Origin of the sequence: Candidatus Pantoea bituminis (assembly GCF_018842675.1) — a bacterium.
GTDB lineage: Bacteria > Pseudomonadota > Gammaproteobacteria > Enterobacterales > Enterobacteriaceae > Pantoea > Pantoea phytostimulans.
In genome coordinates, this window is sequence record NZ_JAGTWO010000003.1 from 34,705 (window position 1) to 47,055 (window position 12,351).

The 12,351-nt window shown below is 49.8% G+C and carries 15 protein-coding genes and 2 pseudogenes; 6 read left to right on the forward strand and 11 right to left on the reverse strand.

Going from position 1 to position 12,351, the window contains the following annotated elements; genetic code table 11:
- Window positions 1-61: 61 nt before the first annotated feature.
- A pseudogene (gene umuC, locus KQP84_RS03360) lies at window positions 62-1,236 on the forward strand (translesion error-prone DNA polymerase V subunit UmuC); the annotation flags it as partial.
- Window positions 1,237-1,838: 602 nt separating this feature from the next.
- Here the strand turns inward: umuC and KQP84_RS03365 are convergent.
- Complete coding sequence (locus KQP84_RS03365; protein ID WP_215845234.1) at window positions 1,839-2,186, reverse strand: molecular chaperone; 348 nt, start codon at window positions 2,184-2,186, stop codon at window positions 1,839-1,841.
- Between the two features lie 56 nt (window positions 2,187-2,242).
- A complete protein-coding gene (locus tag KQP84_RS03370; protein ID WP_215845235.1) occupies window positions 2,243-2,926 on the reverse strand; it encodes a ParA family protein in 684 nt (227 codons plus the stop codon).
- A gap of 268 nt (window positions 2,927-3,194) precedes the next feature.
- Between KQP84_RS03370 and KQP84_RS03375 the strand changes: the two genes are divergently transcribed.
- A complete protein-coding gene (locus tag KQP84_RS03375; protein ID WP_215845236.1) occupies window positions 3,195-3,500 on the forward strand; it encodes a hypothetical protein in 306 nt (101 codons plus the stop codon).
- A gap of 15 nt (window positions 3,501-3,515) precedes the next feature.
- The gene (locus KQP84_RS03380) at window positions 3,516-3,779 is read left to right on the forward strand and encodes a DUF2726 domain-containing protein (RefSeq protein ID WP_215845269.1); all 264 of its coding nucleotides are present in this window, start codon (window positions 3,516-3,518) and stop codon (window positions 3,777-3,779) included.
- A gap of 438 nt (window positions 3,780-4,217) precedes the next feature.
- Here KQP84_RS03380 and KQP84_RS03385 read toward each other — a convergent pair whose 3' ends face one another.
- On the reverse strand, window positions 4,218-4,604 hold the full coding sequence (locus tag KQP84_RS03385; RefSeq protein WP_215845237.1) for a hypothetical protein: 387 nt from the start codon (window positions 4,602-4,604) through the stop codon (window positions 4,218-4,220).
- Window positions 4,605-4,903: 299 nt separating this feature from the next.
- Entirely contained in the window at window positions 4,904-5,584 is a 681-nt protein-coding gene (locus tag KQP84_RS03390) for a DUF2971 domain-containing protein (RefSeq protein WP_252515207.1), read from the reverse strand.
- Window positions 5,585-5,827: 243 nt separating this feature from the next.
- Between KQP84_RS03390 and KQP84_RS03395 the strand changes: the two genes are divergently transcribed.
- The 3 genes from KQP84_RS03395 (at window position 5,828) to arsH (ending at window position 7,646) form a co-directional block, all read left to right on the forward strand.
- A complete protein-coding gene (locus tag KQP84_RS03395) occupies window positions 5,828-6,412 on the forward strand; it encodes a recombinase family protein (RefSeq protein ID WP_215845238.1) in 585 nt (194 codons plus the stop codon).
- A gap of 179 nt (window positions 6,413-6,591) precedes the next feature.
- Window positions 6,592-6,927: an ArsR/SmtB family transcription factor gene (locus tag KQP84_RS03400; RefSeq protein WP_069730054.1), complete on the forward strand. Its 336-nt coding sequence runs from the start codon at window positions 6,592-6,594 to the stop codon at window positions 6,925-6,927.
- A complete protein-coding gene (arsH, locus tag KQP84_RS03405) occupies window positions 6,924-7,646 on the forward strand; it encodes an arsenical resistance protein ArsH (RefSeq protein ID WP_215845239.1) in 723 nt (240 codons plus the stop codon). Before KQP84_RS03400 ends, arsH begins: the two co-directional genes overlap by 4 nt.
- Before the next feature lie 59 nt (window positions 7,647-7,705).
- Here arsH and KQP84_RS26445 read toward each other — a convergent pair whose 3' ends face one another.
- From KQP84_RS26445 to cadR, 7 genes and pseudogenes are all read right to left on the reverse strand, one after another.
- Window positions 7,706-7,924, reverse strand: a complete 219-nt coding sequence (locus tag KQP84_RS26445; RefSeq protein ID WP_505543749.1) for an ArsC/Spx/MgsR family protein — start codon at window positions 7,922-7,924, stop codon at window positions 7,706-7,708.
- Window positions 7,840-8,133 carry a thioredoxin domain-containing protein gene (locus tag KQP84_RS03410; protein ID WP_505543748.1) on the reverse strand — a complete coding sequence of 98 codons (294 nt, stop codon included), beginning with the start codon at window positions 8,131-8,133 and terminating at the stop codon, window positions 7,840-7,842. The genes KQP84_RS26445 and KQP84_RS03410 overlap by 85 nt, the downstream gene beginning before the upstream one ends.
- Window positions 8,134-8,182: 49 nt before the next feature.
- Window positions 8,183-9,464 (reverse strand): annotated as a pseudogene (locus KQP84_RS03415) (arsenic transporter).
- A 97-nt stretch (window positions 9,465-9,561) separates the two neighbouring features.
- Complete coding sequence (locus KQP84_RS03420; RefSeq protein WP_215845240.1) at window positions 9,562-9,915, reverse strand: metalloregulator ArsR/SmtB family transcription factor; 354 nt, start codon at window positions 9,913-9,915, stop codon at window positions 9,562-9,564.
- A gap of 252 nt (window positions 9,916-10,167) precedes the next feature.
- Complete coding sequence (locus KQP84_RS03425) at window positions 10,168-11,121, reverse strand: arsenic resistance protein (protein WP_309140137.1); 954 nt, start codon at window positions 11,119-11,121, stop codon at window positions 10,168-10,170.
- 282 nt (window positions 11,122-11,403) lie between these two features.
- A complete protein-coding gene (locus tag KQP84_RS25935) occupies window positions 11,404-11,565 on the reverse strand; it encodes an ArsR/SmtB family transcription factor (protein ID WP_309140135.1) in 162 nt (53 codons plus the stop codon).
- 288 nt (window positions 11,566-11,853) lie between these two features.
- Window positions 11,854-12,312 (reverse strand): Cd(II)/Pb(II)-responsive transcriptional regulator, encoded by a 459-nt coding sequence (gene cadR / locus KQP84_RS03435; protein ID WP_215845241.1) that lies wholly within the window; start codon window positions 12,310-12,312, stop codon window positions 11,854-11,856.
- Window positions 12,313-12,351 lie beyond the last annotated feature (39 nt).

Consider the following 12,351-nt stretch of genomic DNA (forward strand, 5'->3'; position numbering starts at 1 on the left):
GTTAAATACTTCTTAAAATCATTAGCTTATTAATAACTAATTGTTAGTTTCATTCAGATACAATGACGGCTGCGTCATCGCACGGAGCAAAGAAGCCAAAAAGTACGTAAAGATGGGCGACCCTTGGTTCAAGATAAAGAATCAGCACTTCCCGGAAAAAATACACGTATTTTCAAGCAACTACGCGCTGTACCATTCTATGAGCACGCGCGTGATGTCCTGCATTGAGGAGATGGTGCCGCGTCTGGAGGTGTATTCGGTTGACGAAGGGTTCTGTGACTGCACGGGTATGGAACTGACCATGCCGTATGAGGATTTTGGCCGCATGCTCCGGGCGCACGTCAGGACCTGCACAGGCCTGACGGTCGGCGTCGGGCTTGGGCCAACAAAGACCCTGGCGAAGTCAGCACAGTGGGCCGGTAAGGAATGGCCCCAGTTTGGCGGAGTGCTGGCGCTCACGCCGGGGAATCTGAAGCGGACAGAAACCCTTCTGTCGCGCCAGCCTGTGGGTGAACTCTGGGGTGTGGGTTCCCGGCTCGAAAAGCGCCTGCAGCTGCTCGGCGTGACAACGGCGCTCGATCTGGCACGCACCTCCCCTTCTTTCATCCGTAAGAATTTCGGAGTGGTACTTGAGCGCACGGTGCGCGAGCTTAACGGTGAGTCCTGCATCCCGATGGAGGATGCGCCACCGCCCAAACAGCAGATAGTCGTAAGCCGCAGCTTCGGCGAGCGCATCACGGAATACGACGCGATGCGACAGTCCGTCTGCGCGTATGCCGAACGCGTTGCGGAAAAGCTTCGCGAGGACAGGCAGTTCTGCCACCACATCTCCGTTTTTATCCGCACCTCCCTTTCGACACCGGGCAGCTTGGCTACGGTAATACGGCGTTCGTGAAATTGCGCGTTGGCACGCAGGACACGCGCAACATCATTGAGGCAGCGGTGAAATCACTGGACGCGATCTGGCGCCCGGGTTTTCGCTATGCGAAAGCCGGCATCATGCTGAGCGAGCTTCGGCCGAACGGCGTAGCGCAGCTCAACCTGTTTGATGATGAGGCGCCGCGCGCCGGCAGTGAAGCTCTGATGAGCCTGATGGATTCGATGAACCGCTCCGGGCGCTACAGCATAGGCTTTGCGGGTAAAGGTATCGACCCTGACTGGAAGATGAAGCGGGAGATGCTGAGTAAAGCATGGACGACGAACTGGAAGGAGCTACCGGTTGCTAAAGTATGCTAAAGGGATTTATTAAGTATTTAATATGTACATTTTAAATACTTATCATGCATTTAAATTGTATTGGTAATACAAGCTAATCGTGCTTTGATACGCTATTAACTTATTGTGTACCCAGGCTTTGTCGGGTTCAAAAGCAGGGCAGCGGAAAATTTTGCTGCCCTTTTCTCTTACGAAAATGAGTTTGCCAGGTGAAATTCATCAAGAATACGAATTACAGGGCCTGGTTTTTTACCAGTGAAATAGAGACCGCGCGGCAACCTGTCGCCGGTGTTAAGGCGCTGCTGCCACTCATCGAACGCAGGCCGCTTTCTGTGTACATTTCCTTTAAGCATTTTTACGCTCTGTGTAACTGTGATTACCGAGTCAACGTTCCTGAACGTCCAGTTCATCACTTCTAACTGACACATGAACGTCCTCTTTGTTCAGTGTCAGCAAAGCGCCTTGATGTTTAAATCACTCAGGCTGAACATGTTCACCATCTCTGACAGCGATACTCTCCAGATACTTATAAAGTAAACATAAAGTATTTAAAATGTACATTATATATATTTATAGCGTATCGTCTGAGTGTTAATGACCGTTCAGATAATGGCCTGCTACATTCAGTCTTTCTTGCTATCAAAAGCGCCATCGCGCGCCAGCTTTTCGCGAAATGCCTCAAGAATGTAAGGCGTCATCAGCAGAGATGTGACGTTACGCTCTTTAAGGGAGTCGTAAGCGTCCCATAGGTCCTCCGGAATCTGAACATTTTTAGCCCTACGCACAGCTTTCGCTTTCCGGCGTGGACCGGGCGGTTCGTTTTCAACCTGCTTCTCAGGTTCTGCAGGCCTGACGGCTTCGGCCGCGACAGGCGGTTGTTCAGCCGATGCAGAACTACCTGCTTCATGCAAAGGTGCGTTTTTTGAGAGCTGTGAAATGCGTTCGAACATTGCTGATTTAGGATTCGCCATCAGATACACCATTCATATTTAAAAAGTACATTTTCAATACTCATTGAATATCTTAATCATACCTTTTCTATTGCATTACGCATATCTAAAAAGAGCGAGCGCATAGCGTTACCTACATTGCTGTAGCGTGTTGTCATATGCTCAACAACCCCCATACCCTGACCAAACTGCTGCGGTGCAGCTTTATCCATCGGAATAGCCGTCTCCATCCGGACCAGATTATCGAACTGGGCAATGTAGTTATCGATGTCTCTGTAATTGCGTCGGTTTGGCGGGACCTTATTCATCACTACATGAGCAATTTTCTTCTCACCCAACTCTGCTGAAATTTCATCCAGCACCTTACTGAATTCGTGAAGGCCGAGAATATCGGACGGATCATCCTTCAGCGGGGAAATGATGAGGTCAGCAAGCGCAACTGCAGCACGGGTGATAGAGGAGTCAAAGCCACCGCAGTCTACCAGTACGGTCTGTCCCTTCTCTTTAGCCTCCAGTACATCGGCGATGAAACGGTCAACGACATTTTCCATATCATCAGTCAGGCGCACGACATTCCACCGAATATTTTCATCACGGAAGCCATTAAAAGTTGTCACGGCCGGGGTAGGGTCAGTGTCGTAGAAAGTATCAGGCTTAAGTTCAGGCGCGATGTTCAGGCTGATTAGCGACTTTCCGGTCCCGCCTTTTTTAATTGCAACTGCTACAACTTTTCCCGCGTATGGATTTGATGCGTTATTCATACCTTCTCCATCCTTAAAAAGTACATTTTCAGTATTTGTTGAGCACCTTATCAGTACACATAACAAAGTGCAACAAGGAGTACTTTAAAAATACTAAAAGTGTACATTTTTAGTATTTAAAGAGTGTGTTTGTGATACATAACATGAACTGACATATTCATCAGCATTGCCCTTCGGGCTAGGGCAGGGAAGGGGTACAATCGGGTTTTACTGGCGGGGTTATCTCAGCAAGATACCTGCGTTTCTTTCAGTTTTTTAGAGAAGATATATGGATATGTTTTTCTGGTTTTTGATCGCTATCGCTGTGATCGCTTACCTGATTTCAGGTGGAAAACGTAAACGGAAGGGGAACGTATACAGACGCAAAACTGATTATCAGCCTCCGAAGCGTGAAAGTTATGACTGTGCCACGGAGGTTGTAAGGGAGCAGTCTGTAGCAGAACGACAGCTGGTTACGGTCAGGAGCAACGAATTTTATAAACGCCCGCTGATGAATAAAAGTGAGTACGGCGTATTCTGCAGGCTTGAAAAAATGCTTTCAGCGTCACACCGTGGCTACCGCGTATTTTCCTAGGTATCACTCGGTGAGATTCTTGGCTCGGATGACAAGCAGGCTTACCTGGCGATTAACAGCAAGCGGGCAGACTTCGTGATCATTGACTGGTCAGGGCAGCCGATAGCCGTTGTTGAGTATCATGGCAGTGGCCACTTTAAGGACGATGCCATCGTACGTGACGCGGTCAAGCGTGAGGCATGTAGCAATGCAGGAATAGCCTTTATAGAACTATCTGCCAGTTATACAGACGCTGATATTAAAACCATCAGTGACCATTTGCATGTAAAAGCCGCCTGACGTCAGAGACATCACCAGTGAAGCCGTCTCTTCTTTTCCTCAAGTACGCGCCGCAGCTCCCTGCGGTGCCGCCTCAATTCTTGATGCAACATGCGCTGCTTGATCCTTTGAAAAACTTCGTTCTCGACCTCATGTGAACAGGTATCTGCTTCTATTTCGCAGCGGCTAATTTCCTGAAGTAGCCAGGTCAAGATGTTCGCCCGCTACGCCCTGTAACTGTATCTGAGAAAACATATTTATAATCTTAATGCCGTGTAGTTTTCGTGGACAAATTTCAATCTTAGGGGATTAAATCGGCAGCTTAGACGATTTTTTAGGGGGAATTTACTGCTAATGCCAAATCATAGTTTGAAGAGAGTTTTAGTTTAATGCCATAACACAGAACATTTAATACAACAAATAAAACACCAATGATAAAACGGGCCGCATAGCGGCCGCTTAATACATTATTTTCTTAGTAAGATCTCCCTTTTTAACTTTATTAGCAATAAGCGTTCCATAAAATATCCATCCACACAGAACCAGTTCAATAAATTTTATTACATCAAAAGATTCATTCTTAACATGCATCTTCACATAAACGAGTTCAAATGTAATAGCAATCGAAACAATAACAGTTGTAATGTCGATACAATCTTTTAGACCTTTCTTTTCAAAACCTTTTTTGTCTTTAACATACAAAGATAAAACAACTATACCAAGGGCGTAAGAATTCAATATATCATCTCCGAGCCTATCCGAAGCTATAAAAAAGTGTAGCCAGCCAACGCCAAAGAAAACCAATACAGTAAAAACAAATTTCAAAGCTAAATCCTTACGTTTCACATTTAATTTCCTAAGTATTTCCTAAAAATCATCCTATCGCATTTTTTCACTTATAGCGCGCATGGAGGCAATGTATTTCTCTAGCCCTCCCATTCTGTTAAGCGCTCTAAAGGCGTTTTTCCTTGCTGCATTGTCTACATCACGTTCAGAGATGCTGCACCAGCCACAAGTTTTCTTCTGTTCATCTATAGGTTCATTGCATTTTTTACACTGAAAGTTAACAGGTTCAATTCTTCCATTTTTAAATCTGTGTGACTTATTGTTGATTGACAGAAGGAAAGGATTGGTTGTTGTTTTTCCTATAACCATTTCAAAATAACGACACTTTGCTTTTTTGAAAGTGCTTTGATCTTCTCTTTTAAATCTGCTTTTGCTTTATGCCCAACAATTATTGCCGTTATGCAACTTATTGGCACTGGAAGCAGCATAAGCCAGTCTTCAGGCTTGATTAGGGCTTGCTCGTCAATAATTACTCGCCTCTCTTGTTCATATTCCCAATAACACTGTTTTGTAAGATAAGCTGCATGCCTTATATAAGCCTGAAGGAAATAAATGTAGCGTGGTTTGCAAATATGAAAAGCCCTCGCGAGGGTAGGCTCAATGCCTTCATCAGGAGAGTCCTTGTAATCCACATCTTCTATCCCTGTATTTTCTCCAAAACCAGTTTCTTCAATATGTTTTTTTAACTTCTCTTCATTTATTTCTATAACAAACCCAGATGAATTTCCAGCATAATGAGCCCACATAGGAGGAATTACAGGACTTTTAGTGAAACACGTTGCTGGCTGCTTTATTACCATGCTAATCATTTCATTATAAAAGGCTAACTCATCTGATCCGCGATTAAAGTCAATTGTTAAAAAGAACTCATATGGATCATTATAGTCTTCTAAATAAGAAAATTTGATACCTATATGCTTTTCATCAAGCATTATTCTGTCAGCGATATCAGCGCCCATAAATTTATATAAATTTGCCATGCCTTCATCCTTAAGCCATAACACAAACTGAAAAGGTCGTTAGGAATCTTCCTAAGATTTTCCGAGCGTATCTCCGGGTGGCACAGCGAGTCAACCTCTATTGTTACATTTATGTAAATTTACTGAGGTGTCCAAAAGCGGTCGGTTTCGGACACGTTGCGCAACTGGTGTCCGAAAGTAGGTGAATTTTATTTCGTACATGCTTTATGATAAGTACACCCATTTCGTACAGAAAGTAACGCTATGTCACGAGTTTTTGCCTATTGCCGGGTGTCCACACTTGAGCAGAACACTGAAAACCAGCGCAGAGAAATCGAGGCAGCAGGTTTTGCCATCAGACCGCAGCGTTTAATCGAGGAATATATCAGCGGATCAGTCGCCGCCGGAGAGCGTCCTGGATTTATGCGGCTGCTTGATAGAATGGAAAATGGTGACGTCCTCATCGTTACAAAGCTGGACCGCCTGGGACGTAACGCTATGGATATCAGGAAAACGGTTGAACTGCTCGCCACATCAGAAATTCGCGTTCACTGTCTGGCGTTAGGCGGTGTGGATCTCACCAGTCCGGCCGGAAAAATGACCATGCAGGTTATTTCTGCCGTCGCTGAGTTCGAACGAGACTTACTGCTTGAGCGCACCCATGCAGGTATTGCCCGGGCTAAAGCTTCAGGTAAACGTTTTGGTCGTCCGCCTGTCCTGAGCGAGGAACAAAAACGTGTAGTTACAGAACGTCTAAAAGCCGGGATAAGTACCAGCGCCATTGCGCGTGAATTTAATACCACCCGGCAAACCATACTCAGGGTAAAAGCAGGAAAGCAACAATCCTGAATACAGAAACGGCTTCAGACGTGATCGTCCGCTTTGTGCCAGAAGCGGACGTTAATGCATTACCTGCTCAGAAGCAGATTAGTCATTTAAAGTCATCAACAGAGTGCCAGGATGATTAAATTAATGTTTGACGCTGACTATATTTCTATTATTCTGGAAATATAGTTATTGGAGCCAGCATGGACTTACATACCGCAGCAAACGCACTTCGGGAGCTGGGCCACCCGACCCGTCTCAGCATATACCGGGAGCTGGTCAGGGCGGGTCATGACGGCCTGCCGGTTGGCGAACTACAGAAGCACCTTGAGATTCCTGCCTCCACGCTCAGCCATCATCTTTCTGCGCTGATGTCTGCTGGCCTCATAAGTCAGGAACGGCAGAGCCGAACCCTGTTCTGCAGGCCCTGTTATGCTCAGCTTGAGCAGCTGATGGCTTTTCTGACCGAAGAGTGCTGCGCCGGCGGCAGCGACTGCAGCCTGTCTGCCGCGATCCCCCTTAAAGAGACGCCATTGTGAATAACGTGAATGATGCCCTGAACAATATCGATCTGACGCTCCTGGATGCGCCCCTTACGGAAGAGAAGCTGAAGGCCGCAGAAGTGCCGCACCCGCCCCGCATCCTGATGCTCTACGGCTCGCTGCGGGAACGCTCTTACAGCCGGCTCACCACGGAAGAGGCTGCCCGGTTGCTGACGGCTATGGGCGCGGAGGTGAAAATATTTAATCCGTCCGGCCTGCCGCTGCCGGATGATGCACCTGAGACGCACCCGAAGGTTGCAGAGCTGCGCGAACTGGTGCTCTGGTCAGAAGGCATGGTCTGGTGCTCACCGGAGCGTCACGGTGCCATGACCGGCATCATGAAGGCGCAGATTGACTGGATACCGCTGACGTCCGGTGCGGTCCGCCCGTCACAGGGAAAAACCCTCGCGGTCATGCAGGTCAGCGGCGGATCGCAGTCGTTCAACGCCGTAAACCAGATGCGCATTCTCGGGCGCTGGATGCGAATGATCACCATCCCGAACCAGTCATCCGTGGCAAAAGCCTGGGCCGAGTTTGATGAGGACGGTCGCATGAAACCATCACCGTATTACGACCGCATCGTGGACGTCATGGAGGAACTGATGAAGTTCACCCTGCTGACGCGCGGGCGAAGCAACTACCTGACCGACCGCTACAGTGAAAGAAAAGAGAGTGCCGCTCAGCTCTCAGAGCGGGTCAATCAGCGCAGCATATAAAAAAGCCGGCAGATGCCGGCTTTCTTTCACACTCGTTATGTCTGCAGCCTGGTGAAAAATCAGTCTCTGACGCGGTGACCGTGTTCATCAATGAGCACTTCACCATCCTCTTTGGTGAACGCGCCCTGCTGCGGGTCTGGCAGTATATCCAGAACTACTTCAGAGGGGCGGCAGAGCTTCGTTCCGAGCGGCGTCACCACCACCGGGCGATTAATAAGGATCGGATGAGCCAGCATGGCGTCCAGTAGCTCGTCATCGCTGAACCGGTCTTCTGCCAGCCCGAGCTGCTCATACGGCTCCGTATTTTTCTCAGCAGAGCGCGCACGCTGATGCCCATGTCCGCAATCAGCTTCTTCAGCTCGTCGCGTGACGGCGGTGTTTCCAGATACAGAATAACCTTGGGTTCGGTGCCGCTGTTGCGGATAAGCGCCAGGGTGTTGCGGGACGTCCCGCACGCCGGGTTGTGATAAATGGTGATGTCAGTCATAAGCGGTACTCCGTAAAGGCGCTGCACAGTCGCAACACCGGGGTTAAGGTTAAACAGACAGGCGCAGGGCCAGCGCGGCCAGCGTCACAAAAAGTACCGGCAGGGTCATCACGATGCCCACGCGGAAGTAGTAGCTCCAGCTGACAGTAATATTTTTTGCGCCAGTACGTGCAGCCACAGCAGGGTAGCGAGGCTGCCGATGGGGGTGATTTTCGGGCCGAGGTCGCAGCCGATGATGTTGGCGTAAATCATCGCTTCCTTCACCACGCCCTGTGCGGTGCTGCCGTCAATCGAAAGCGCACCAACGAGCACGGTAGGCATGTTGTTCATGACAGAAGAGAGCGCCGCCGTCAGGAAACCGGTGCCGAGCGTTGCGCCCCAGACGCCGTGCTCTGCAAACCGGTTCAGGGCGGCAGAAAGGTAATCAGTCAGGCCGGCGTTACGAAGACCGTACACCACCAGATACATGCCCAGCGAGAAGATAACAATCTGCCAGGGCGCGCCTTTCAGCACCTTGCCGGTATCAATCACGTGTCCTTTGCGGGCAACCAGCCAGAGAATACACGCCGCCACCGCTGCCACCAGGCTTACCGGCACGCCGAGTGGTTCGAGAGCAAAGAAGCCGGCCAGTAGCAGGATGAGAACAATCCAGCCGGTTCTAAAAGTGCGCGCATCGCGAATGGCCTCACGCGGCGCCTTCAGTTTCGTCAGGTCGTAGGTGGCCGGGATGTCCCTGCGGAAAAACAGGTGCAGCATCACCAGCGTGGCGGCCACGGAGGCGATATTTACCGGCACCATCACCGAGGCATACTCGCTGAAACCCAGCTTAAAGAAGTCCGCCGTGACAATGTTCACCAGGTTCGACACGATGAGCGGCAGGCTGGAGGTGTCGGCGATGAAACCTGCTGCCATCACAAACGCCAGCGTGGCGCCGGGGCTGAAGCCCAGCGCCAGCAGCATGGCGATGACGATCGGCGTCAGAATAAGCGCTGCCCCGTCATTAGCGAACAGGGCGGCTACCGCCGCACCCAGCAGAACGATACAGGTGAACAGCAGCCGGCCTTTTCCGCCTCCCCAGCGGGAAACGTGCAGCGCCGCCCACTCAAAAAGCCGGACTCGTCGAGCAGCAGGCTGATGATGATGACGGCAATAAAGGTAGCCGTAGCGTTCCAGACAATCTGCCAGACCACCGGAATATCTCCAATCTGTACTACGCCGGTCAGCAGCGCCAGAGCGGCACCTATAGTGGCACTCCAGCCAATACTGAGCCCTTTTGGCTGCCAGATAACCAGCACCAGGGTCAGGATAAAAATCGCACCCGCCAGAAACATACTCTCTCCTTCTTAAATATAACCGCCCGTTAAAGCGGGCTTCTAAGTGTATGCTGTAAAACACATGCGTTTAATCGAATGTGTTTTGATAAAATTCTTACATGCAGACAACCTTGCCGTTGGTGGTTGCGTTATCGCGTTCAGCCTGCTGGCTGAGCTTAAGGATGTCATCCCGCTGGCACAGGTAAGCCTGTTCAATCACTGCTGCTGCCCAGGCTGGCATGTGTGGCGATAACCGGTAATGGATCCACTTGCCGTCTCGCCTGTCGATCAGCAGCCCACTCTCCCTGAGAAGTGCAAGGTGACGGGAGATTTTTGGTTGTGATTCATTCAGCGTGGATGAAAGCTCGCAGACGCAGAGCTCCCCTTTTTCGCGCAACAGCAGCACCAGGCTGAGCCGGGTTTCGTCAGAAAGATTTTTAAAAAGTTGCAGGGGCAGAAGTGACGGCATAATTTCTCCTTCGTGGCGGACAGCAATAAGTCTCGTCTTCTGCAGACGAAAGGTCAATTTTATATTTATAAATTCATATATGTTGTGGCGGGCTGACTGCCTTTTCTGCACAGCTGTATGCGAACATAACTATTAACAGATGAGTTCAGACCTGCCTTAGCTGTGATCTGGACCGCCATGAAGATAGCAGCTTACCGGACGTGAACCTTTTATATAATAATGCCGCCACAGCGGGCGGCATATCACTTACGCTCACACGTTATTGCGCCCCAGTCTGGGGATGAGACGCACGTAAACCAGCTCGCTGATTAGCTCAACCATGGTCTGAGCCACGATAACAGCCGGCAGGACGGGCACCGCGCCCGGAACTGCCAGCGCCAGCGGTAATATGACCAGAGAGTTTCGGGTAGCGCCACTGAAGGCAATAGCTCTTCCTGCCGCGGGCTCCAGATGAAAAACCTTAGCCATGCTCCATCCGCACAAAGGTGCTAACGCAGCAAAAGCCAGATAGACAGGCACTGCCTGAACAGCAACAGACCAGGCTTCACCCAGCTGCGGCAGCATGGCGGCCACAACAATGAAAAGAACTGTCGCAGTTGCCGGAACGGGCAGCAGACCAATACATTCGGAAGCCTTTTGCGCTAAATGAATTTTGCGGGCCATAAACTGGGTTAGTGCAGCAAGGATCAGGGGGACAGCGATAAGCCAGATGAATGCATGAATAAAGGGTGCGGGCTGCACCAGTTCAGAGGCATTTTCGCCAAGAAATAAATGCAGGTATACCGGAAGCAACAGAATCTGCACCATAAGTAATACCGGCGTGGAGGCCAGTAAAAGACGGGCATCAGCACGACCAAGTTGCGAAAATGTCACCACGTAATCTATGCAGGGAGTCAGCAGGACCAGAAGCACTCCGAGGATAAGCACCGGGTTTTGCGGAAGAAAACTGACCAGTACTGCGACCAGAATCGGCACTAAAAGGAAATTAGTCAGCAGGAGAGGCAGAATAAAACGTACTCTCGTGAACGCACCGCCAAGTTCGGCCACGGGCACTTGCAGAAAGGTGACATAAAGCATCAGAGCCAGTGCGGGATTGATGGCACTTTCCAGGCGGTCAGTCCCCGGCAAAAGCATTGCTGAAAAACATCCGGCTGCCACTGCAACGAAATAAATGGCAATTTGACTATGCTCAAGCCGGTCCCTGATCCGTGCTGCTTTATTTGCTGTTTGCACAGGCTAAATCCCTCTGTCTCTGTGTTGGTTATTGTGACTGCAAAAGCGATGTTCAGGCATTATTTTCAGGCCCTGTTGGCATACCGGTACATTTAGAAAATAATTCGATGGCCTGATCGCAATAATGACAATGCCCCTGACAGCAGTCGTGCATCAGAAAGGCCACTAAATCGGCCAGGTCTGTCCAGCAGGCGCTGTAGATAACCGATTTGCCTTCGCGGCGACCGGAGATAAGGCCGGCGTGCTCGAGTTCTTTCAGGTGAAAAGACACTCTGGAGGGGATGAAGCGTCGAGAGCGGCAGCAATGTCACCTGCGGACATGCCACCTGCGCCCGCTACAACAAGCATTCTGACTATTCTGAGTCGTGATTCATGTGCCAGTGCTGAGAACGCAATAAGTGCTCTGGTTTGCTCCATTATAATTCTTCATTTCATGAATATATGAAATGAAGGGTATTTTATTCTGGAAACTTTTACCAGAGGCTATGCGATGCGGTTGAACCTTTGATGTTACTTTCCGGCGATCAGGGGCAGTCCTGCCAGGATACGCTACGAAACAAATGGAAAGTGAATGCTGAACGATGTCACACAGCTTTTAACGGCAGCATATTTTCAGCTGACTGAATGGCCGGGCATGCCGGAGTAATATGGCAAAAAAAGCCTGTTTATTTAGTGAACCGTCCTGCTGATAGTAGAAAAGCAGCATCAGTATGAATGACTTCCGGCCAGATGACCTGCAGTTATAACCGGCACGATATCCTCAGGCTCTTCTGCCTGCTCCAGTTCGCGCAGAATACCGCAGTCCCGTGTTGCCCGATTGGCATTGCAGTGGCTCCGGAGCTCACAAAGTTGGTTTTCCAGCATATTCAGTTCACGGATGCGAGCCTGAACGTGGTTCAGATGTTCATTTATCAGGACATTGACCGAACCGCAGTCTGCATCAGGCTGGCTACGCGCCTGCAGCAGCACCCGGATTTCTTGATGGGTCATATCCAGCGCCCGACAGCGCCGGATAAACATCATCCTTTCCAGGTGCGCACTGTCATAATGGCGATAGTTATTACCCTGGTCCCGCAACGCGGCCTGCAGCAGGCCCTCACGCTCGTAATAACGCACCGTTTCTACCGGACATCCAGCCAGCCGGGCCAGCTCGCCAATTTTCATAACTCACCTCATCTGATCTTGACCCTGTAGTTACATCAG

Bases quoted from the DNA above. Each gene is read 5' to 3' on its own strand.
- KQP84_RS03365 (WP_215845234.1), bottom strand. From the start codon at position 2,186: ATGGCGAATCCTAAATCAGCAATGTTCGAACGCATTTCACAGCTCTCA.
- KQP84_RS03370 (WP_215845235.1), bottom strand. From the start codon at position 2,926: ATGAATAACGCATCAAATCCATACGCGGGAAAAGTTGTAGCAGTTGCA.
- KQP84_RS03375 (WP_215845236.1), top strand. From the start codon at position 3,195: ATGGATATGTTTTTCTGGTTTTTGATCGCTATCGCTGTGATCGCTTAC.
- KQP84_RS03390 (WP_252515207.1), bottom strand. From the start codon at position 5,584: ATGGCAAATTTATATAAATTTATGGGCGCTGATATCGCTGACAGAATA.
- KQP84_RS03395 (WP_215845238.1), top strand. From the start codon at position 5,828: ATGTCACGAGTTTTTGCCTATTGCCGGGTGTCCACACTTGAGCAGAAC.
- KQP84_RS03400 (WP_069730054.1), top strand. From the start codon at position 6,592: ATGGACTTACATACCGCAGCAAACGCACTTCGGGAGCTGGGCCACCCG.
- KQP84_RS03410 (WP_505543748.1), bottom strand. From the start codon at position 8,133: ATGACTGACATCACCATTTATCACAACCCGGCGTGCGGGACGTCCCGC.
- KQP84_RS03420 (WP_215845240.1), bottom strand. From the start codon at position 9,915: ATGCCGTCACTTCTGCCCCTGCAACTTTTTAAAAATCTTTCTGACGAA.
- KQP84_RS25935 (WP_309140135.1), bottom strand. From the start codon at position 11,565: ATGGAGCAAACCAGAGCACTTATTGCGTTCTCAGCACTGGCACATGAA.
- cadR (WP_215845241.1), bottom strand. From the start codon at position 12,312: ATGAAAATTGGCGAGCTGGCCCGGCTGGCTGGATGTCCGGTAGAAACG.